Origin of the sequence: Maribacter sp. (assembly GCA_020629415.1) — a bacterium.
Lineage (GTDB): Bacteria > Bacteroidota > Bacteroidia > Flavobacteriales > Flavobacteriaceae > Maribacter > Maribacter huludaoensis.
Map to the genome: position 1 here is coordinate 1 of JAHDDL010000004.1, position 23848 is coordinate 23848.

At 36.3% G+C, this 23848-nt stretch carries 10 protein-coding genes; 2 read left to right on the top strand and 8 right to left on the bottom strand.

All coding sequences use genetic code 11. The annotated features are described in order from the left end of the window. The 3 genes from QZ657_RS02730 to QZ657_RS02740 form a co-directional block, all read right to left on the bottom strand. A partial coding sequence (locus tag QZ657_RS02730) for a lipopolysaccharide biosynthesis protein (protein WP_291964830.1) occupies window positions 1-1415 on the bottom strand: 1415 nt, incomplete at its 3' end. A gap of 497 nt (window positions 1416-1912) precedes the next feature. Beyond that, a complete protein-coding gene (gmd, locus tag QZ657_RS02735; RefSeq protein ID WP_291964831.1) occupies window positions 1913-3028 on the bottom strand; it encodes a GDP-mannose 4,6-dehydratase in 1116 nt (371 codons plus the stop codon). 245 nt (window positions 3029-3273) lie between these two features. Then, window positions 3274-5235: an Ig-like domain-containing protein gene (locus tag QZ657_RS02740; RefSeq protein ID WP_291964833.1), complete on the bottom strand. Its 1962-nt coding sequence runs from the start codon at window positions 5233-5235 to the stop codon at window positions 3274-3276. 307 nt (window positions 5236-5542) lie between these two features. Here QZ657_RS02740 and QZ657_RS02745 point away from each other — a divergent pair, with 307 nt between their 5' ends. Together QZ657_RS02745 and QZ657_RS02750 are read left to right on the top strand one after the other, a co-directional pair. After that, window positions 5543-6436 carry a polysaccharide deacetylase family protein gene (locus QZ657_RS02745; protein WP_291964835.1) on the top strand — a complete coding sequence of 298 codons (894 nt, stop codon included), beginning with the start codon at window positions 5543-5545 and terminating at the stop codon, window positions 6434-6436. A gap of 10 nt (window positions 6437-6446) precedes the next feature. Beyond that, a complete protein-coding gene (locus tag QZ657_RS02750; protein ID WP_291964837.1) occupies window positions 6447-7382 on the top strand; it encodes a nucleotide-diphospho-sugar transferase in 936 nt (311 codons plus the stop codon). A 75-nt stretch (window positions 7383-7457) separates the two neighbouring features. Here QZ657_RS02750 and QZ657_RS02755 read toward each other — a convergent pair whose 3' ends face one another. The 5 genes from QZ657_RS02755 to QZ657_RS02775 form a co-directional block, all read right to left on the bottom strand. Then, a complete protein-coding gene (locus QZ657_RS02755) occupies window positions 7458-13859 on the bottom strand; it encodes a T9SS type B sorting domain-containing protein (protein ID WP_291964838.1) in 6402 nt (2133 codons plus the stop codon). Between the two features lie 215 nt (window positions 13860-14074). Next, window positions 14075-15400 carry a UDP-glucose dehydrogenase family protein gene (locus QZ657_RS02760; RefSeq protein ID WP_291962395.1) on the bottom strand — a complete coding sequence of 442 codons (1326 nt, stop codon included), beginning with the start codon at window positions 15398-15400 and terminating at the stop codon, window positions 14075-14077. Between the two features lie 74 nt (window positions 15401-15474). After that, complete coding sequence (locus QZ657_RS02765) at window positions 15475-16749, bottom strand: nucleotide sugar dehydrogenase (protein WP_276494003.1); 1275 nt, start codon at window positions 16747-16749, stop codon at window positions 15475-15477. A gap of 86 nt (window positions 16750-16835) precedes the next feature. Continuing rightward, on the bottom strand, window positions 16836-17858 hold the full coding sequence (locus QZ657_RS02770; RefSeq protein ID WP_291962391.1) for an NAD-dependent epimerase/dehydratase family protein: 1023 nt from the start codon (window positions 17856-17858) through the stop codon (window positions 16836-16838). A gap of 84 nt (window positions 17859-17942) precedes the next feature. Beyond that, window positions 17943-23504: a PKD domain-containing protein gene (locus tag QZ657_RS02775; RefSeq protein ID WP_291964839.1), complete on the bottom strand. Its 5562-nt coding sequence runs from the start codon at window positions 23502-23504 to the stop codon at window positions 17943-17945. Window positions 23505-23848 lie beyond the last annotated feature (344 nt).

The window sequence follows — 23848 nt, forward strand, 5'->3', positions numbered from 1 at the left end:
CTTTTAATTAACATCTTGTATTCGTCTATTTTTAAAATTCTTAACATTAAATAATATGTAATGAAACATGTACATATGGTTAATATAATTTTCATTATTTCTGAAAATGAAGTAAAATAAACGATCAATAGACCTGGTACGGACATAACTAATGCGCTGATTAAAATAGGTAGAATATCCTTTATTTGATCTTTTGCTCCGTATTTCATCATTTTTCCAGGATAATATGTATTTATAAAAAAATGTATGACTGTAGAGACAAGTTCTGCAATTGCAATCATTACTATTCCATATCTTAACGCAAAAATGAGCAGAATTATTCTTATAGCAATTTTAAAATATTGTTGTTTCAAAGCTAAATCGCTTCGTCCAAGTACATAAAGTAAATTAATATTAACTCCAGATATTATTGTAATTAATCTAGATAAGCAGATTAATTGCATAATAGGAATTGCTAAAACCCATTTGTCTGTCAATAGTAATATTATTAATGGTTTTGAAATTATTGTTAAACCAACGAATAATGGGACAACCAATAAAGCGGCAGTTTTGATAATTTTTTTTGTACCTTCTATAAGCAGTTCTAATTGATTTTGAAGAGGAGCTAAGCCTGGTAGTAAAACGTTGTCTATAATAGAATTTATTGTGCTAAATGCAGTATCCGCATTCTGTGTTCCCCTAGTGTAATAACCTAATTGTTGAGCACTTATGATTTTTGCAATAAACAGAGAGGCAAAATTATTTACTAAGTTATTCATTATGCTGTTAACTAGTAGTTTAGATCCAAATCCAAATAGGTTTTTAAATGAATCTTTGGAAAATAGTAATAGTGGCATCCATTTAGTGGAGAACCAAAATAAAAGAGCCATTAATATAGACTTAATTAGAGTCTGATATACTAGTGCCCATTCTCCAAAATTTTGATAGGCTAAATAAATAGCCGCTAGACCACTGATTACAGTAGATATAAAATTAACTTTAGTTATTGATTTAAAGTTCATATCAATACTTAACAAGGTATTCGGTATTGCAAATAGAGCATTGAAAAACAAGGATATTGATAAAACTTTTAAGAGATTATCTAATTTTGGAATATTATAAAAGTCTGAGATCAAAGGTGCGGAAATCCATAATGTTAAATAACAGATTAAAGCTACTAGTAAATTAAAATAGAATACAGTAGATATATCTTCATTTGTTCTGTCTTGCTTTTGAATTAAGGCTTTGCTGAAGCCGGAGTCAATAAATACTTGTGAAAATGAAATAAACACAATTAATAGACCAACCGTACCGTATTCCTTTGGTGTAAGAAGTCTTGCAAGAACAATAGTAAGTGCAAATGATACTAATTGAACAGAAAGACGTTCCACGGTGCTCCAAATTGCACCTTTGAACATCTTATTTCCAATACTCATATATTATAATTTATGAATGAGAATGTTAAACAAATTTATTGTTTGTAAAATTTTGAAAAATTTAATCAAGTTTTTTAAACTTTGTAATTATGGATGGTTGATAGAAATAAATTTTAACATTGAAAAAATGCTTCTTGAATTTTAAATCTTAATTTTTGAGGTTTTCTATTAGAAAAGTTAACAGTTTGCAAAATAGTTAAACTACTTAGTATTCTCAAGGCAATTTCAGTTATAGATATTTTTTAATCAAACTTTAATATTAAGATTAGCGTCCATTTTAAGATTTGATTAAATATTAATCTTATAAATTTTAAATCTTAAATCTAATTATACTATGGTCACCATGTTCAACTTAATTTTTGATTTCGGTTTTTAGTTTGGAAAAATAAATGAGTAATGTTTAATCATTTTGAAATTAAAAATCCCTAAGCGGTTATTAAATTATATTAATTAATTACCAACTTAGGGAATATTGATTAAGCTTTATTTAGTCAATTTTATTCAAAATAATTTAAAATACGATAACCTCCATCTTTAAGATATTGATCTTTTTGCATCAACTTTACATCACTTTGCATCATGTCTTTAACCAAATCTTTTAGCTCATATTCTGTATCCCAGCCTAATTTAGTTTTTGCTTTAGAGGGATCACCTATTAAAAGGTCTACTTCAGTTGGTCTAAAATATTTAGGGTCAACACCTAAAACTTCTTTTCCAATTTCTAACTGAAATTCTGGGTTGTTGCAAGCTTTTACGTATCCTTTTTCGTTAACGCCTTCGCCTTTAAATTCTAATTCAATACCAACTTCTTCAAAACTCATACGTACAAAATCTCTAACTGGAGTAGTTTTACCGGTAGCAATTACCCAATCTTCTGCTTCTTCTGCCTGTAGAATCATCCACATCATGCGTACGTAATCTTTGGCATGGCCCCAATCTCTTTGTGCATCTAGATTACCAAGGTAAATTTTGTCTTGAAGTCCTAAGGCTATTCTGGCCGTAGCACGCGTAATCTTTCTTGTTACAAAAGTTTCACCCCTAATTGGAGATTCGTGATTAAATAAGATTCCATTACAAGCATACATACCATAGGCTTCTCTATAGTTTACCGTAATCCAATAGGCATACATTTTTGCAACTGCATATGGACTTCTTGGATAAAACGGTGTAGTTTCTGATTGTGGTACCTCTTGAACTTTACCGTATAATTCAGAAGTGGAAGCTTGATAAATTCTTGTCTTTTCAGATAATCCCAACATTCTTACGGCATCCAAAATACGTAACGTACCAATACCATCTGCATTAGCAGTGTATTCTGGTACTTCAAAAGATACATGAACATGACTCATAGCGGCAAGATTATAAATCTCGTCTGGTTGTACTTCTTGAATTATTCTAATCAAGTTCGTACTATCGGTCATATCACCATAATGTAATATAAAGTTTCTATGTTCTACATGAGGATCTTGATATAAATGGTCTATTCGATCCGTATTAAAAAGAGAAGATCTTCTTTTTAGACCATGAACAATATATCCTTTTTTTAAAAGGAATTCACTTAAATAGGCACCATCTTGTCCGGTAACCCCTGTAATTAATGCAACTTTACTCATTATGTTAATTTATTTGTACTTTAAATTCTTATTAAATCTTTTAAGCTTGATATGAATAACGTATTTAGTTGAAAAAACTTATTCAAAATATGTAAAAAGTAACGATTCTCTTCAATTTATTTTTATGAGAGAAATCTTTTGTTATTGAAAATAGTAGATTATCTAGTCTTACTATAGCTATTGGTTAAAAAAAATCCGTGGTAAAATTAATTACCACGGATTAGTGAACTCTAATAATTCTTACTTTAATTTGGAGGGGTAAAACTGATATTTATCCAAGACATATTTTCAAAAATAGTATTTGAATTTAATGAATAATTATAGCCGTTAGATGTTGCAGATAACTGTCCAACATTTTGAACTGTTGTATTTCTAAATGCGTTATTCGAATTTGGTCGATTTACTTGAAAAAGCCTCTCCAAATCTTTAAAAGAACAATTATTGAATGTATTGTTCCAAGCTACACCTTCAAGTTTATCAAACTCGTCAAAATGAACTCCGATCTGAGAGTTAGAAACATTAATATTATTATAGATGTTATTGTTACCTGCATCTTGGGCATCATTCGCTTGACCTGACTGATCTCTCCAATCTCTAAATTTAACCGCTCCCCATACTCCTTGTATGGAAATATTTTCAAAAGTATTATGGTGCGCACCATTTGCAACTTCAAGCGAACCTGCCGTATCTCTATTTTCGTAAAACGTACCTACAATACTGCAATCTCTTACGGTGTTTTCATAAACATTTGAAAAAGACATTTCAATCGTGGTATTTATTACAGTTGAATTTTTAATAAGATTATTGTATGCATGTGCTTTTGCTACTAAACCATGTCCATAATGAGAAATACCACTTTTTCTTGTAATGGTAACGTTGTCTACAGTTGAATTCGTTGTTCCTGCGGTTAATAGTAAATAATAATCTGTAGGATTCGTGTTGTTCTGTGAAGAAACCTCAGTATCATTAACTAAACATGTATTACAACCATGAAGAACAAGAGCTTCAGCACCACAATCAAGAATGAAACTTTTCGTTACAATAGAATTGTTGCCTTCTAATCTGATTCCAATTCCACTATAATCTCCAAAGCCTGATATGTTGGAACGAAAATCGCCCATTTCATAAATAAAAATATTATTTAACTTAACACCTTCTCCTCTGGATAAAATTCCCATTTCAAAATTTGTGATTTGAAAATTATTGAATTCTACATAATCACCATCAATTTGTAGCGCTTGCCCCGTAGCAAGACCATTGTTAACATTACCTCTCAAAACTGGTAAGAAAGAATTATCAATGCTACTATTGTTCGAAAAACTTGAACTTTGACCAGATTCTATATCACCTGGATTATTTCTATATCCATTGAAAATTATAGGATCGTTTTGGTTTCCGTTATTAAATTGCGTAAACTCTGCGCTACCGTAATTACCGGCTTTTATATGTACGATACTTCCTGCGGTAGCCATATTTAGTGCATGCTGTAAGCTCCAAGCAGAATTTTCCGATTTTCCATCGTTATAAGAATTTCCACTTGTAGTTACGTAATATACATTTGATCCTGAGGTGGCTAAAGTTGAATTAGTAACAACTACAGTTACGGTCGCTTCTTCAGTTGTAGTAGTGTTGTCTTCTGGATTGGTAACCTCAGTTGTATACGTAAAGGTATCTTCAACAGTTTCTGTACTTGTTTCCGGTTCGGGAGCAGTTTCAGGCTCAGAGGTTGATTCCGGCTCTGACTCAGGAGTTGCTTCTGGTTCAGGAGTTGCTTCTGGTTCTGGAGTTGCCTCAGGTTCTGGAGCTGTTTCCGGTTCTGGAGCTGTTTCCGGCTCTGGAGTAGATTCAGGTTCTTCTGTAGGTGCCTGTTCAGCAGAATCTGAAGTATCCAAAAAACCATCAGGAATATAAGTTAACGTTTTGTTGTCATTTAATATGACCTCGCCATTTTCAGGTGCAGAGACGCTAATAATTTTTACATTTTCCCAATTGTCATAATTATCATTAGATAATACGTCAATCACAATACTTGTGTTGGGTTGAGTGGTTACAAAATCGTTTTGAATTAATAGGCCAATTTCTTTAGATTGATCAGTGTCATTGATAACATATTCCGATAATAGGTCAGCATCTTTTGAACAGGATGTTAAAATAAAAGAAAGTAATAGGGCCGTAGACAATTTGGGAAATCTAAGGTTAAAATTCATAGGTAAAGTAGGTAAATTGGGTTAACATGTTTTTCTTTCTCTTTTCAAAAATTCAACTTTTTATTGAATATGTCGATTAAAAACTCTTTTATTCGATGAAATGCACAAAAAAAATATCTTTTAGGATTAAACGTTCTAAAAGATGGTTTGGATGTCCAACTGTCTATTTTTTCGTTAAAATACATTCTTTTTAACATTTGGGCATTATTTCATCGGATCATACAATTTTAAAAAGCATAACTAGTTTATACTTAAGATTCAAAGAAAATGATTTTAAAAGTATCTTTGAATTAATGATATAAGTAAAATGAAAGATACCGAACTTGTTGATACATATGCACAAATAAAAAGTGCACAGAGCGGAAAATTTAGGTCGGCATTAAGGTCTTCTGTATTGGATGCTTTAAGTATGAAGCATTCTTTGTTTGGAGAGGAAAGCGAGCTTAAAACACCTCGGGTCCAATTTTTGTATTTCCATCATATATTTAAAGATGAGGTAAAGAACTTTGAGAAGTTGTTGGCATTTCTTTCAAGGGACCATGTTTTTGTCAGTCATTCTGAAGCTGTGGATAGATTGCTTACGGATAGAATAGACAAGCCTTATATTGCCTGGAGTTCTGACGATGGAATTCAAAATAATATGTTGGCGGCCAAGGCACTAAATACATATGGTGCCAGTTGTTGTTTTTATGTTAACCCTGCAAGTATAGCATTGACCGATGTTAATAAAATAAAACAATTTTGCCAAGAACGATTGGAAATGCCACCTGTCGCATTTTTAAATTGGAAAGAAATAGAGTTGTTGCAGCGTCAGGGTCATGAAATCGGTAATCATACTTTTAAGCATGATATGGTTTCTCAATTGACGCAAGAACAATTTGAAGAAGACTTTTTAAAAGCAGATGAAATTTTAACGCAAAAATGTGGTCCAGTAAAACATTTTGCTTACACCTATGGTAGATTTGAAAATTTTACCAAACCTGCTTTTGAATTTGTAATGAAAAATGGATATGAGTCTTGTATATCGGCTTCTAGAGGTTGTCATATAAATGGAAAAGGCAAACTTGACAAGAATAAAGTCTTCTTAAGAAGGGATCAGATAATTGCAGATTGGAAACTTTCACACATAAAACACTTTTTGATCAAAGGTGTTCAAGAGCTGGATTATAATACTAATTTCTTACCCAATTCGTTGGCTTAATCTTTTAATAATGTTAGATACACCTATACTTTTTATAATTTTTAATAGAAAAGATGTTGCCTTAAAATCATTGGAGGCCATTAAAAGAAGTAAGCCGAAAAAAATGTACATATCTGGGGATGGACCCAGAAACTCAGTACAACAAGATGCAGGGAAGGTAAAAAATACAAGGGAGGCAGTTATTAGTGCCATTGATTGGGATTGTGAAGTAAAAACTTTATTTCAAGATGAAAACCTTGGTTGCGGACCTGGAGTTTATACTGCTATTAATTGGTTTTTTGAACACGAAGAGCAGGGAATTATTTTAGAGGATGATTGTGTAGCAAGCGATAGTTTTTTTCCATTTTGTCAAACTTTATTAAAGCGCTACAAGGATGATGAACGTATTGGTTTAATTTCCGGTTATAATCAGGTAGGAAGCATACCGGTAAATGATTCTTATTGCTTTTCTAAATATGCTGTATGTTGGGGCTGGGCTACTTGGCGTAGAGCTTGGAAAAATATGGATTATGATATGCACTGGAAATCTGGTAACTATGAAGATTCTATCTTGTCTAATTGCGGTTATTTAGGGAAAGATTATACGTATTGGAAACGAAGAATCAAAGCTGTAGAAACAGGTCTTGTTAGTGCCTGGGATTACCAATGGTGTTATAGTTTGGCCGCGCAAAATCAATTGGGTGTTTTCTCAGAAGTCAACCTAATCAGTAATATAGGATATGGGGAAGATGCCACGCATAGTTCTAAGAGTCCGTTTATGAATTATGATAAGAGGGAAGAACTTACCTTACCGTTACGCCACCCTAAATATGTATTGCCTCAAATTGAATTTGACAAATTGTTTTATAAAGAAAGGAATACTTTAATTAATACGCTTGCATGGTTTTTTCCAAAATCTATTAAAGATGCCGTTAAAAACATACTCGCTGTTTTCTACAACAAGTAAATGAAACTAGTTCAAATTGAAAAAGCGTCAGAGATTGTATAGTTTCTGACGCTTTTTTTATTCAATTTATTATGTTTAGCGTATTAAACTAAAGTGGCCTTTAAATTGAATACTTCTATTATTATTAATGGCATCTATATATTCAATGACAAACCAATAGTCAGATTCAGGAAGTGACTCGCCATTATAAGTTCCGTCCCAACCCGTGCCAAAGGGATCTAGATAATGCACTAGCTTACCATGCCTATCATATATTTCAGCTACTACATTGGTCGTTAAATTTGGATCTGCCAAGCCTAATGGAAACCAAGTATCATTTGATCCATCTCCGTTAGGTGAAAAATAAGTAGGGTAATTTACGATCAAGAAAGGGTCGCTTTCCAAAGTAGCACCACAATTACCAATAGACCTTACGAATATGGTATGTAAACCACCAACAACATTTTGAAAAAAGTTGTCGGTTTGGTAGGGCCCATCAGGATCATCCAAACTATACTCAAAGTTGGTATAGGCAAAAATGTCATTATTGATAATGGCTCTTACTCTATTGCCCGAATTTAATTCATATCCTTCACTGGTTATTTCTATTTCAATATCCTGGGGTAATGGAGCTTCGGTAACATTAACAATATATTCTAAACTACCTCCGCAATTAATCGTATTACCTATAGTAAATATTCTTAAGCTATATTCACCAGCTTGTGAGACATTGAAAATTGCTTCTTCAATTCCATCACCATTGGTATCGTTATTTGGGGTCCAGTCATAAATGTAATTAGGCCCCAGATCAACACCTATAGGTACAGAAGCAGCAATACCGTTAGTGCTGCTGCAAATAGACACTTCGTACGGCAAATCAATAATTGGTTCTTCTAAAATTGTGACTTCAAATTGCGATTCAGAAGAACAATCTTGATTGTTAGGAGATTGTGCGAAAATGTATATCGTTTGATCTTGACTCACTTGGCTACCTGCTGTAAGAAGTTGACCAGTGCCATTTGCACCTGTGTAATAGTTATTGTTGTTGCTCAAATTCGGCAAGACAAAAAATTCGCAGCCTTCAACATCATTTAAAGTGTCTGCCACCGGTATCGGTTCTATGGTCAGCGTTACCGGAATTCTATTTGAACTTATACAACCGTTTACGGCTTCACTTGCTTCGGCATAATAAGTATAGGTGCCAATAGCCGTATCTGTAGGGGTAAAGGAAAGTCCATTTGCTACACTGGTACCCCCTGTAGCAGTGGTGTACCAATTAATAGTATCTCCATTGGAACCTAAAGAAACTTGTAAAGAACCGTTCGGATTACCTTCGCACGTATTAACATCTATAGGATTGACGGCATCATCAATAATAGGACAGGAGCAGTCTGGGGCCAATGTAGTGGATGTTGCTATACAACCATTGTTGTCCGCAGTAATAGTTACGGAACCTATATTAGATGGAATATCAATAATACTATTACCGCTAATAGTTCCCGCAGATGTTGTAAGTGCTGCCGTAGCTATACTATTGGAAAATTGAACGGTGTAGGTATTTAAATCTGCACTACATGTTGCTGAAATTATATTCACTACCGGAGTTTCATTGATGGTTACTTCAAAACTACTTTCGTCAAAACAGTTTGGCGTGGTACCAGATTCTGAATAAATATATATGGTTTGTGTACTGGTAATATTAGAACCTTCTAAAAGATTGGTGCCTGACCCGTTAGGTCCCGTGTAATAAAAGTTATCTGCAGATAAAACGGGTAGGGTGTAAGGAACACATTGGTTAATATCCGTACTTGTATCTGCAACTGGCATTGAATTAATAGTTAAGGTTACCGGAATTCTGTTACTTGTACAGCCAGAAACTGTTTCAATAGCTTCTGCGTAATATGTATACGTGCCAACTGCCGTTTCCCCGGTAGTATACGTGGTTCCAGTATTTAATAGGGTACCTGCGGTACTAGCGTCATACCAATTTATGGCATCGCCATTGGTTCCTAAATCTACGGATAGATCAGGAGTGGCGGTACCAAAACATATAGATGGGTTATTGGCGTTTACAGGGATGTCAATTACAGGGCAAGAACAATCTGGTGCGGTTATGTTCAGGTCTCTAATACAACCATTGTTATCTACTGTAATTGTAATGTCATTGCCTGCGGTTATACCTGTAATGGTATTACCTGTTAATACTCCTTCACTTGTATTTGTAATGTTGCCGGCGTTTACTACCACAGCAACATCATAGGTGGCCAGATCTGTGGAACAGGTAGCGGTAGTAGCTGGGTCTAGGGTAGGGATGGTGTTGACGGTTACCGTAGCGGAGGTTACGGGTACCAAATTTAATGTACATGTACCGCTTTCTATACTGCTAATTTCCATAGTAACATCTGCTGTAGTAGTAGTTTCGGTTATTGTTGCTATACCTGTGGCATCTAAAGTTACCGAAATAGGCATAGTTCCGCCATCCAATGAGTATGTTATGATATCTCCGGGAGTACCGGTTATAGTAAACTCGGCATCTTCGCCTTCGCAAATGCTTGCTGTAGTGGCTACAGGTGTAATTGGTGTTGGTCCGGCCGTTACATTTAATGTGGCTATTGATTCCTCATAACAAAGATTGTCATCTCCCATTACTCTAACTCTATATAAATTACCATCTAGACCTGCAGTAACCCCTGCAATAGTAAGTTCTGTGGTAGTTGTACCTATATAAGTAGCGTCTTCAGCTAATAAAGTAAATGTTGTACCGCCGTCGGTACTTTCATACCATTCATAAATTATAGTTGTATTTGTACCATTTCTAGTGGCGATAACCGTAAATACAGCATCACTACCTTCGCAAGCCTCGGTGGGATCCGTAAGTCCCGTGTCGATAACTGCAGGTTCTGAAACTATGCGAACTCCTGCATTTAAAGGGAATGTGGTGTAACCCACTTCACTAGTAACCAAACCGTTTCCATCTACGGTAGCTGCGCCAGTTCCTAAGACGCCATCTCTATCATCATCTACGTATCCATTTTCTATGCTATCTGGGCAACCGTCATTGTCTGAATCAAAATCTAGACAGTCAGGTATTAGGTCACCATCGGTATCGCGGCTAATTCTAAAATGATCATAATTTCCTGCTTGTTGATTTAAATTTACATCTATTGTATGTGTAATTTGAATTCTTATGTCATTACCTATAGCTGGTGACCCCGCTGGTATTGTATAGCTGATTGAAAAATCTGTCCAAGTACCGTTTGGTGTTTCTTCAGGTAAAATAGTTAAATCAAAGCCTAAAGGATTAAAGTTGTTTGTAGCATTAGCATAGCCGATTTCTATAAAACTTGTTCCATCATTTCTGAATTGATTTTGATAATCCAATCCATCCCCAACAGCTAACGTTAAGATGTATGATCCTTCTTCTAAAGTAATTCTAGATTCTGTTTGGGTAATAGTTACGTCACCATGAAGAGCTAAAAATGCATCGTAAGCGCCATCTGGTTCAGGGAAATCTTCCAATAATGTACCATCGGTTGCATAATTAACGCTATATGGATTAGGATTAGGACCGAAAAAATTATCAGCATTTGCTAAATGAACAAAAGCATCACCTGCTCCTGTTTCGTTATACCAATAATCTACTACGGAAGTAAAAGGAGTGTCGGTTCCTCCTAATAAAAAATTATTGGTCGGAATTTCAAAATTCCATGGTTGACGAAGAAAAGCGGTATTTATAAGTTCACAATCTTCATCAACATCCAAAATACCGTCATTATCATCATCTTCATCAATATTAGTCTGTAAAGTGTTGCTAGCATCATATCGAAAGTAATTTCCATCTTCGACTAAATCTCCATCAGTATCTAAGGGATTACAACTAATGTTACTTGCGTCATCCCACATCTGGTGTCTAGGACCTGTGTAACCTGTAGCTGTCCCCGTCACTAATCCGTTACCATCAACAGCTGTGCCTAAAACCCCACTACCTGCATCAGTATGCCCAGCTTCTACCACATCGAAACAACCATCATCATCACTATCTAAATCGGTACAGTCTGGCTCACCATCACCATCAGTGTCAATTTTTAAAATGAAATTATCAAAAGTAGTTTGTGAGGTGTTATTAAACGAAGTGTCATCATGTGTTATTCTAATGGAAATACCTTCGCCAAATCCGGGAGATCCAGGTGTCAACGGAGTTGGTGCGGTCATTGGTATGGTTATAAAAAATCTTGACCATTCGCCATTGGTTGTTTCGTAGCTTTGAACTGTTCTAGTGGCTAAAGTTGTGAAATTTGTTCCGTCAGTATAGCCAAGTTCTACAATTGTTTGACTATCATTGGAAAATTGAGGAGCGAAAGGAATCGGGTCTCCAATTGAAAATTCTAAAATATAGGTTGCTTCTCTATCATAAGTAGCCCAAACTTCATTTAATTGTATGGAACCATCACCATTTATAAAGCCAAATGAATTACCTTCTTGGGCAGCTGTAAAATTAGTTCCGTCTATTGTTTCTATTCCATAGTTTGTTCCTGTAACCACTTGCCAATTTTGAATAGGGTCTGCAGGTAAATTATCAGTTTCAAAGCTAAAATTTGGTACAGGAATTTCGCATTCATACCTATCTAAAATACCGTCATTATCATCGTCCAAATCTACAATGTCATCTTCGCCATCATTATCAAAATCCAAATCTTCGGTGCAAATGTTTATATTACTACTTAATACTGCTTGATTTATTCCAGTGTAACCTGTTCCTATTGGGGTGACTGTACCATCTGCATTTGAACTTGAATTTGCTAAAATTCCACCACCTCCGTCGGTATGACCTGCTTCAATAACATCGGCACAGCCATCATTATCAATATCATCTTCAAAACAGTCTGGAATGCCATTTGCATTTCTGTCTTGTCGTACTTGAACTAGGTCGTAGTCCCCACCACGTTGATTTAAATCCTGATTTTCTATATGGGTGATTTGAACAATAATACCTTCTCCAATAGCAGGACTTCCCAATGGTATGTTAGTGGAAAAAACTATTTCTGTCCATATTCCATTCAATGTTTCGTGGGCTTCAACTATTCTTTCTCCTATTTGTTGAAACCCAGTTCCGTTATCAAATCCTATTTCAATAATAGATTGTCCATCATTGCTGAAGACGTTGGTTGTTTCCATACCATCTCCTATACTTAGACTTGTAATATAGTCTCCAATTTCAAATGCAGCACCAGGGATGTTTAAAGTAATTGTTCCACTCCCATTGATAAAAGCTATTGAATTTCCATCTGGTATATTGTTATAGTTAGTGATTGCTGGCACTTCTATACCCCAAGCTATATTGTTAGTGGCATCTGTAAGACTCCAGTCAGTAATTGGGTCCCCTGCGCCGTTATTCTCAAAACTATAATTCGAAATTGGAATGGAACATTCATTTAAATCATAAATACCATCATTATCATCATCTAAGTCGTCCTTGTCTAATACATTATCGCCATCATTATCATTATAATTTAATGCACATACATCATAAACACCCGCGAACAATACTTCTTGTGTATTACCGGTATATCCTGTTGTAAATCCTGTTACTAAACCGTTTGATGGATCAACTCCAGTTCCTGTTAAGTTACCTGTGCCATTTGGTATATGCCCAGCCTCTGTGGTATCATAACAGCCACTGCTATTAGTTGGGTCGTCAGAATCTAAGTCAATGCAATTACTAAGGCCGTCATTATCGGAATCTCTTGCTAATCTAACATTGTCAACAGCTAAGCCTATTGCCGAACCGCCTATGCCTGTGTGATAAATTCTAAATAAGATTCCTTGCCCGATAATGGCGGGATCATCAATATTAAAGTATAAATTAAATTCATTCCACCCTTGTACCGTTTCTGTCGGCCCGTCTATATCTTGCGAAGAGCCTAAAATAGTAACAGGTAAAGGCGTATAATTATCATTGTTAATTCCATAACCCATTTCAATTCTAATCAATCCATCTTCGTAAAATCCTGGAGGGGCAGTGCTGCCAAGAGGGTAAGGTAAATCGCCTAAAGAAATTGAAAGAACATAAGCAGATTCTTCATATATGCCAACAGCATTGGATGTAGATAATGTAATTGTTTCATTATATGCTTCTATGTCAACGTAATTTGTATTTTCAGCTCCAGGGAAAGGTCCATCATTTGCAGGGGAAATCGTAATTGAATTATTTACAGTACCATCCGTAGATTCGACAGTCCAATCTGCCAAACCATTTTCAAAACTAAAATTAGGAATAGCAATTTCACATTCATTACTATCTAATATCCCATCATTATCATCGTCCAAATCACACACATCACCAACACCATCACCATCTGTATCTGTATTTGTGGAATCAGCTGTGTTGGGGCATAAGTCTACAGCATCTAAAACGCCATCAAAATCTGCGTCTTGAGCTGTTGCGGCAACGGTAAGTGAGAAAAATAGAATGGCTAAATATAGTGTTTTGTGTAGCATAGTAGTAATTTGAAAAAAAAGTATCATTCTATGGGGTTAAACAAAAAGATACGTAGTAAAAATAGTCAGCGGTTTACCTAATAAAATCATTAATCGCTGAATCGCAAAATTACTAGATAAGAGCCTATTTATATCATTAATTTTTAATTGATTATCAACAAAAAAGGTCAAGAACAACGTTCTTGACCTTCAACTACTTCTTATGTAAAAAGTTGTTATTTCTTACCAATTTGGTAATATGTAAACCCTTTTTCGGGCATATTTAATGCTGTATATTGATTTCTGCCATCAAAAATAATAGGTTGGTTCAACCTTATTTTTAATTCTTCAAAATCTGGGGATCTAAATTCTTTCCACTCCGTTAATAGTAACATTGCGTCCGCGTCTTTCAACGTATCATATTTAGAATCGAAATAAGTTACATTTTCTACATCTTTAAGGTAGAAACTCTTTGCTTCATGCATGGCCTTAGGGTCATATGCATTTACAGTAGCACCTCTTTTTACCAATTCTTTTATGATATAAATAGCCGGGGCTTCTCGCATATCATCCGTTTCCGGTTTAAATGCAAGACCCCAAATAGCAAATGTTTTCCCAGTAAGGTCTTCGCCAAAATGACCGACTACTTTATTGGCTATAACAAATTTTTGGTCATTGTTCACTTTTTCAACGGCATCAATTAGCCTAGGTGTATAGCCGTGCTGCTGTGCGGAACGCTTTAACGCCTTTACGTCTTTTGGAAAACATGACCCACCGTAACCACTACCAGGGTAAATAAAACTATAACCTATTCTACTGTCCGATCCAATACCAACTCTAACTTTGTTTACATCTGCACCTACCAATTCACATATGTTGGCAACCTCGTTCATGAATGAAATTTTAGTGGCCAGCATGGCATTGGCCACATATTTGGTCATTTCTGCAGATCGTACATCCATAGAAATCATTCTATTCTGTGTTCTAAAGAACGGAGCATATAGGGTTCTCATTTGTTCTTCAGCTTCGGGTGTTTCTACACCGATCACAACCCTGTCCGGCTTCATAAAATCATTTATGGCATCACCTTCTTTTAAGAATTCTGGGTTAGATACCACTTCAAAAGGAATGTCTACTCCGCGTAAGGCCAAACGTTCTTGAATTTTAGCTTTTACTTTGTCCGCTGTACCCACAGGTACCGTAGATTTATCCACAATGATCAGCTTTTGCTGCATGTGGTCACCTATGTCTGAAGCAACTTGTAATACATATTGTAAATCTGCCGCACCATCTTCACCCATTGGCGTACCAACGGCAATAAATGCTATATCACATTTTTTAAGTGTTTTGGCTAGGTCTGTGCTAAAATGTAGTGTTTTGTTTTCAAAATTTCTCAACACCATTTGCGTAAGACCTGGCTCATATATAGGTATAATACCTTTCTCTAGGTTCGTGATCTTTTTTTCGTCTATATCTACGCAGGTAACCGTGTTTCCCATTTCAGCAAAACACGTTCCGCTAACTAGACCTACATATCCTGTTCCTATTACTGTTAAATTCATTTGGTAATTTTATTTTCTGGCGATAAAGTTAATATCTATATATTTAATATTGAAAAATATATCGTTTTATGGGTTTATAATCGTGCTGTGTAACCACTTGTTAGTTTGCCTTTTATATCATAAACCAATGTGCTCTCCTTTTTAAAACTAGATAAGTCCTCTTTTAAAAACTTATCATGAGCTACGGCCAATACAATGACATCATATGTATCCGTAGGTCTTTGCTGTGTTGTAATTAATCCGTATTCATGTTCTACTTCTTCTGGGTCTGCCCAAGGGTCATATATGGTGGTGTTTACCCTATAATCGTTCAAATTTTTTACCATATCAATAACCTTTGTGTTTCTGATATCCGGACAATCTTCTTTAAATGTTACCCCTAGTATCAAAACTTTAGCATCTTTGACCTGCAAGTCGTGCTTTAGCATTAGCTTAATGATTTGCAGACTAACATACTCGCCCATACCATCGTTAATTCTTCTGCCGGCCAAGATCAGATCTGGGTTGTACCCGTTTTCTTGCGCTTTCTGAGCTAAATAATAAGGGTCTACACCTATACAGTGACCACCAACTAGACCTGGTTTAAACGGTAAAAAATTCCATTTCGTACCTGCTGCCGCTAAAACATCATTTGTATCAATATCCAACAGTCCAAAAATTTTGGCCAGTTCATTCATGAAAGCGATATTAATATCCCTTTGGGTATTCTCAATGACCTTGGAGGCTTCCGCAACTTTAATAGTAGGAGCAAGGTGAGTGCCCGCCGTAATTACAGATTTATATAACTCATCTACCTTTTTACCGATTTCCGGAGTAGAGCCCGACGTTACTTTTAAAATCTTCTCTACCGTATGCTTTTTATCTCCCGGATTTATACGTTCTGGAGAATAACCTGCATAAAAGTCCTTGTTGAAGACCATATTACTTGTTTGCTCTATAACAGGAATACATACTTCTTCCGTGGCACCTGGGTATACCGTTGATTCATAAATTACGATATCTCCCTTTTTTATAATTTTACCTACCGCTTCACTGGCTTTGATCAATGGCGTAAAAACAGGTCTTTTTGTGTCGTCAACCGGGGTAGGTACCGTAATAATATAATAAGTGCAATCAGCCAGGTCATTAATTGAGGTTGTGCAAATTAACCCCTTCTCTTTTTGGTTTAAATCCGTTGTTAAAACTTCTTCAAGGTCTAAATCTGAAAGTTCAAGAGTAGTATCCTTTCCTGATCTTATTTCATCAACTCTTTTTTGACTTATATCATAACCTACAACTCTATACTTTTTTGCAAATAGGGCAGCCAATGGAAGTCCTACATATCCTAATCCTATAATTCCTATTTTCATTCCTTAGTTTTATATAAATGTTCTGTTCTTTGTTTCTTTTTTACTTTATAATTAAAACTGGGGAACTTTAAATTTATAGAACGTTATCAGGATTTATAGAAACTCGTATACCACTTTGCAAATTGATGAATGCCAAATTCAATATCTATTGCAGGTAGGTAATTGTAATTTTCTTTTAACTCCTCAATATCCGTCCAGGTTTTATAAACATCTCCATCTTGCATGGGTAACATGTTATAAGTTGCTTTTTTATTCAATTCCTTTTCTAGAATAGCAATAAAATCCATCAGTTTAACCGGTTTGCCATTTCCAATATTGTATATGGCATTATTGCTGTTTTCTGAATTGCTTATAAAACCTTTTTCTACTATTTTATTGATTCCACCAATGATATCATCTATATAAGTAAAATCCCTTTCAAGCTGCCCATTGTTGAATACTGGGATACTTTCATTTTTTAAAATAGCTTTCGTAAATTTAAAGTAGGCCATGTCCGGTCTACCCCACGGTCCATATACGGTAAAAAACCTCAATCCGGTTGTCTTAAAGTCATATAAATGACTATAGGTGTGTGCCATTAGTTCATTGCTTTTCTTTGTAGCGGCGTATAAACTTACGGGACTATCAGTAAAATCTGATGTTTTAAAAGGGGTAGTAGTGCTATTGCCATATACACTTGAACTACTTGCATATATTAAATGAGGAACTTTAGTTGTCTTGCAACCTTCTAGAATATTAAAAAAACCTACAATATTGCTATTTATATATTTATCAGGATGTTCTAAACTATAGCGTACACCAGCTTGAGCAGCTAGATTGCAAACAATATCAAATTTATTTTCTTGAAATACATCGTTTATCGTAGGCGCATCTTCCAAACTACATTTAATAAACTTGAAGTTTTGGTAAGCCGAACTTTGAATATACTTCTTGTCGTCTTTAATTTTGTCTTGTGTAATACCTAGTTCCGTTAACCTTGCATATTTTAAGGCAACATCGTAATAATTATTAATGTTGTCCAAGCCAGTTACTTGGTGCCCAGATTTAAGCAAAGAAAGCGATAAGTGGAAGCCAATAAAGCCCGCAGCACCAGTTACAAGTATTTTCAAAATTTTTAAATTTTAGATATACAAATGTAACTATTGCCGTAATAAAACGCTTTATTACGGCATTGTTAAAAGAAATTAAATGATTTAGTTGCCTTTTATAATCTTTTTGTAGGTGAATTCATTTGTTTCTACCCTTGTAATTTCAATTAAATATAAACCGTCAGATAAGAAGGAAACGTCAATTGCAATCTCTTCTGGATGATCTTCATTCACAATATTTTGAAATACTAATTTACCGTAAGAATCATAAAAACCTAAAGCTATAGATTCGTTCATAAAATCTGATAGGTTGATATTTAAATTTTCATTGCCTACAGGATTAGGGTATACTTTAATATCCTTTAAATCTACATTGTTTAGGGTTGTATTTGGTGCTGTAACAGTAATTGTAAGATTGGTTGTGGCCGTTAGCCCTTCTTCATCTGTAACTGTCAATATTACTTCATAGGTGCCTGGTGTGCTAAAGGTATGGGTAGTGGTTATTCCATTGCCAGTTGTACCATCACCATAATTCCATACGTACGAGGTGATTGCGTTATCATCGGACGATATAGATGCATCAAAAGTTACCGGTAAAGGTGTCTCCCCATTTAATGGGTCGGCAGTTGCCAATGCTGTTGGTGCTATATTGGTAGGTTGACCGTTAGTGACAACAATTTCAAGGTCAACAGTATCGGTAAGACCTTCTGTATCGGTTACGGTTAAAATTACATTATAAATACCCTCTGTTTCAAAAGTATGTGACGTTTGTATTCCTGTGCCTAGTGAAGATCCGTCACCAAAATTCCATGAATATGAACTGATTTCATTATCATCAGAGGAAGCTGAGGCATCAAATTCAACTAATAATGGAGCTTCTCCGTTCAAGGGCGTAGCCGTAATCATAGCAATAGGAGGGTTGTTTCCTGAGGAGATTTGCGTTACCGTGATATCTATGGTGGCAGTATCCGTAAGTCCTTCCGAATCTACTACTGTTAATGTAGCTATAAAGGTATTTGCGGAGGTATAGGTATGTGAAGGATTTATTCCCGTACCCGTTGTACCATCACCAAAATCCCAAGAATATGAGGCAATGGCATCATCGTCAGAAGACCCAGAGGCATCGAATTCAACCAACAAAGGAGCTTCTCCGTTCATAGGAGTAGCAGTTGTCATGGCAATAGGAGGCATGTTGCCCGATGAGGGTTGTGTTACGATAATATCGATAGTTGTAGCGCCCGAAAGTCCTTCCGAATCAATTACTGTCAATGTAGCGGTAAATGTATTTATGGAGGTGTACGTGTGTGAAGGATTTATACCTGTTCCGGTAGTACCATCGCCAAAATCCCAAGAGTATGAGGCTATCGCATCATCGTCAGAAGATCCAGATGCATCGAATTCAACCAATAATGGAGCTTCTCCGTTCATAGGTGTAGCCGTCATCATGGCTATAGGAGGTGTGTTTCCCGATACAGGTTGCGTTACGTTTATTTCAATGGTGGCAGAATCCGAAAGCCCTTCCGAGTCAACTACAGTTAATGTGGCAGTAAAGGTATTTATAGCGGTATAGGTGTGGGAAGGATTTATACCTGTTCCGGTAGTACCATCGCCAAAATCCCAAGAGTATGAGGCTATCGCAACATCGTCAGTTGAGCCTGAAGCATCAAATTCAACTAATAGTGGCGCGGTACCCGTCATAGGGCTTGCTGTTGCTGCAGCTATAGGAGCTGAGTTGGTTACAGTACTTGGTGAAACTATAATTTCTAATGTTTCCGTATCCATTAATCCTTCGGCATCGGTAACTGTTAAGATAGCTTCATAAGTACCTTCATCAGTATAGATGTGTGATATTACCGCACCAGTTTCAATTGCAGTACCGTCGCCAAAATTCCATGAATAAGAAAAAATACCATTATCGTCGATGGATCCAGAACCATCGAAACTCACTTCTAACGGTGCTTCGCCATTTAGTGGCGTGGCATTAGCAACAGCAGTTGGTGCATTGTTCAATGGTGCTTCTACCGTTATTAAAATGTTTTCCGTGTCCTTTAAACCAGCCGAATCTGTTATAGTTAGTTTTGCAGTAAAATTACCAACCAAAGTATAAGTATGGGTCGAAGTTATTCCAGAACCCATTGTTCCATCTCCATAATCCCAGGCATAAGAGACGATAGCATTGTCTCCAGAGGAACCAGATGCGTTGAATGATACATCTAATGGTGTATCTCCTGTTTGAGGTGTCGCAACAATATTAGCAATAGGGGCACCGCTAGAAGTAATTTCTATAGTTTCAGTATCAATACCACCATCATTTGCGGTAATAGTCAAAACTACATTGTATGTTCCAGAATAGATAAAAGTTTTGTCAACATTTACACCTGTGGCAGTTGTACCATCTCCAAAGTCCCAACTGTATGATGCTATACCCGAATCATCAGTGGAATTGGAACCATTAAAATTAACTTCTAATGGAGCACTACCGTTAGTCGGTATAGCAGTTATGGCTGCAACTGGTGGAGTATTTCCTCCATTTTGTGATAAATTTATTACAGAAAGATTGTCGTAAAATACAGTTCCAGGGTTATTGGAAGCGTAATTCGTATAAAGCCAAATATTCAGTGTAGAAATGCCACTAGGTACAATAAAGGTTTCTTCATAATTTGTCCAGCCTGAACCGAACGTATGGTCTATAAGTGCGGAATTTGTTTGATTGTTTTGGTTTACTTCAATTCTAGGTATTCCATCTGTCCCATCTGCGTCTAGGGAAACAAGTATCTCATTACCGGCAGCTATGCCTAAAGTTGTTAAATCTAGCTCAATTTCATGTCTAGCATAAAGTTCACCATTATCAACATTTACCAATCTAAGTGCACAGTCCGATCCATTAGTATTATCTGGTGAGCCAACAGCAATTTCAACTTGGCTAGATGTTCCTTTTGGTAGGGTTATAGCACTGTCCTCATTAATCAATTGGTTTGGACAACCGTCCGTTTCATCGATTACTGTTACTTTTAAATCAAAAACCGCTGTACATCCTTGTTCTGTAGTCATTACGAATTGGCCTTGATTTGTTATATCTACCAACCCGTTGTTTCTTTCAGGATTACCATAAGGAAAAACATCAGTGTCTATACGGTACTCGTAAGAAGCACTTCCTCCAGAATTGAACGTAGGTCCATTTTCTTGCGGGGTAGTTACATAATATTGATTACCTGCTGTTATTGCTCTAATGTAAATGTCGCCACCTTCTTGTACCGTTAACGAATTTCCGGTAAGCCAAGTGCCTGTTTCTCCAATGCGGTACTGTGCTATGATATCGCCCTCATTGCAATTAACTACTTCTGGGTTACCTGTATTTATTCCTTGTTGATAGTATTCGTAGATTTCAGTCTCTCCAAGTACTTTGTTAAATACTTTAAGCTCATCTATTTTACCGTTAATCTCATCGGTAATGCCACTGCCGTTTGCATAACTAGGTAAATTTGCAGCTGACCTTTCATCGTAAAAACCTGAAGATGTAAAGTGTGACTGAAGGCTGCCATCATCTTTAAAAGGAATTGTACCACTAAGTTCTTTCCAAGAAATTAATTTGCCATTAGCATAGAGTTTTGCAGTTCTTCCATCATAGGTAGCTGCCATGTGTACCCAAGTGTCCATAGGGGCACGACCGGCATAAAGATCCACTGGACCGTTATTGGTTATAAATGCCCATTTGTACATGGTATTATGAAAGCCAAAAAATAGGGTACTTACATAATCGTGACTGAACAGTCCAACGTTAGCAACCTTTCCGGTATCAGGTATTGTACTTCCTGCAGAATTTCTATACGCCCATGCCATTACGGTTATTTGGTCGTCCAAGGTTTGTAAAGAAGGGGAGCTAGGGATATCTATGAGAGCATTGCTACTATGCTCAAGCCCATTGAATTCTATAGCACCATCTATAATTCCTGTTGTCCAATTGTAATTACCGCCATTTGTTATAATATTTCCGTTATCATCATGCTCAACAATGTTAGCGTTGTTATTGTAAGAACTTGCGTCTGTTGCTGTGGAACCACTATTTTCATCGAACTTCATGTCTACCACCAAATTCGTATTTGTTATTTGTAATGGCTCGGCAGTACCTATTCTTAATGTTCTTGAAACACTAGGAGTGCCATTTGCGTCAAGCGCAAAGAGCATATAGTAACCTGGAGGTAAAAGATTTCTATCCGGTATTGTTAAATTATGGCTAGTGCCGGGAGTTGTAGCTAAAGGAATTCTTCTTTGTTCATTATTTGTTGAATGGGTAGCTGCGGAGAATCTTACCAAACTAAATGATTCCACTGAAACATCGGTATTTATTTGTAAAACATCCGTATAATCTACTAATGGGTTGTTGTAAGGTCCTGTGCCTAATGTATTACCCATAACATTGGTTATAACGGGTCTTGATGCTAAATTGCCGGAACTGTTAAATAGGTATGGAGGGCTGTAAATTTCCGCGCTGAAGTGGTTTTCACAATCCAACGTACCGTCACAAAGTCCACCACCACCTACGAATACTCTGCCATCGGTCATTAATATAGCAACGCTATGATATGTCCTTGCCTCTTGCATTGCCGCTACCGTTTCCCAATTTCCTGAACCCCCGCTTGAGGAAGGAGTGTATAGCTCCGCTACATAACGAGCACCTACATCTGTAAAAACGGCGCCTCTATCAAGGCCGCCCGTAACCAAAACTTGACCATTTGGAAGAACCGTGCTGTTGTGCATTGTGCGGCTTTCCGCTAAGGTGCCTGCACTGGTTACTTGAGCTTGGCTTCCGTAAGGAACATTTATATCGATAACAAATGAATTGTTTTTAGCAGGTGTGGTTGTAGTAGAACTTTCACCATATGATGTTGCACCCCCAACTTTTAAGATTTTTCCAATATCGAACATTACTGTTGTGCCTTTCATGGAATAGGAGTCATTAGCCCTAAATCCGGCTGAGGTAATATCACCGCCTGATACATCTGGGTCTATCCAATGCATCTCTTCGCTAGGACCCGCATGAAATAGTTTGCCATTAGGAGCAGGCCATAACCAAACGTGGTTGTCTACCCTGTATAAAGGGTTACTCTGCGTTTCAAGACCAAGGTCATTGGCAGTATAGATGTCCTCTCCTGAAATATTTGGAAGATTGATCCATCCAGATTCCGGTGTCCATAATTCCGCTGCTTTACCTCCATTGTTACCAGCTCCTCCACTCCAAGAACCACCAACTGTAAAAACAGCGCCATTTGATAGTGTAGTATTGCCCTGATAGCCTCGTGGAATATTCATGTCCGCAGCACGAGACCAAACACCTGTTAACGGGTCATAAATACTTGTGCGTTCACTAGTAGTACCACCTGCCGATAAAATACGGCCATCGGCAAGGTTGTTTATTCCAGGACAGAACATGTCATGATCTGTTTGTGTTACCTTTTCACCAAGAGCTTGACCAAGTCCGCCATTAGCATTAGGGTCAAAAAGCTCCGTATACGTCATACCATCACCAATCTCAATAAATGTATTGCGGAATTGAGATGACCAGGTTATTAATCTTCCGTCAGGTAGGTTTGCCACGGCAACAGGTACAATCCCAAATGGAATAGGGTCTCCCCATTCACCAACTTCTCCTCGTGTTTGTGATTGCATTGTTGAGCTACAACACAAAACAAATATTAATATATATAAATTGTAAAATTGTATGCGCTTCATTTTTTTGGTAGAATCTAATATAGTTACATTCCGGGGACACTTTTGTTATAACAAAGATACTTTTGTATATACGAATTGAACGAACAAAACGCTGAAATCCATCAAATTGTCGATTAAGTACGTCAGTCTTTTTTAGTCCTCTTAAGTAGAAAAAACTTACTTGTCACTTTTATGAAATATAGTTGGAGAATATTCGTTTATAGAATGGATTTAGTAAATTTGCCTGATTGTCAGTAATTAAAGCAAAGTTATTAATGGTAGTACCATGTTATTTTCTAACC

Excerpts from the sequence above, each read along its gene's own strand:
- gmd (WP_291964831.1), bottom strand. The coding sequence starts at position 3,028 with ATGAGTAAAGTTGCATTAATTACAGGGGTTACCGGACAAGATGGTGCC.
- QZ657_RS02740 (WP_291964833.1), bottom strand. The coding sequence starts at position 5,235 with ATGAATTTTAACCTTAGATTTCCCAAATTGTCTACGGCCCTATTACTT.
- QZ657_RS02745 (WP_291964835.1), top strand. The coding sequence starts at position 5,543 with ATGAAAGATACCGAACTTGTTGATACATATGCACAAATAAAAAGTGCA.
- QZ657_RS02750 (WP_291964837.1), top strand. The coding sequence starts at position 6,447 with ATGTTAGATACACCTATACTTTTTATAATTTTTAATAGAAAAGATGTT.
- QZ657_RS02755 (WP_291964838.1), bottom strand. The coding sequence starts at position 13,859 with ATGCTACACAAAACACTATATTTAGCCATTCTATTTTTCTCACTTACC.
- QZ657_RS02760 (WP_291962395.1), bottom strand. The coding sequence starts at position 15,400 with ATGAATTTAACAGTAATAGGAACAGGATATGTAGGTCTAGTTAGCGGA.
- QZ657_RS02765 (WP_276494003.1), bottom strand. The coding sequence starts at position 16,749 with ATGAAAATAGGAATTATAGGATTAGGATATGTAGGACTTCCATTGGCT.
- QZ657_RS02775 (WP_291964839.1), bottom strand. The coding sequence starts at position 23,504 with ATGCAATCACAAACACGAGGAGAAGTTGGTGAATGGGGAGACCCTATT.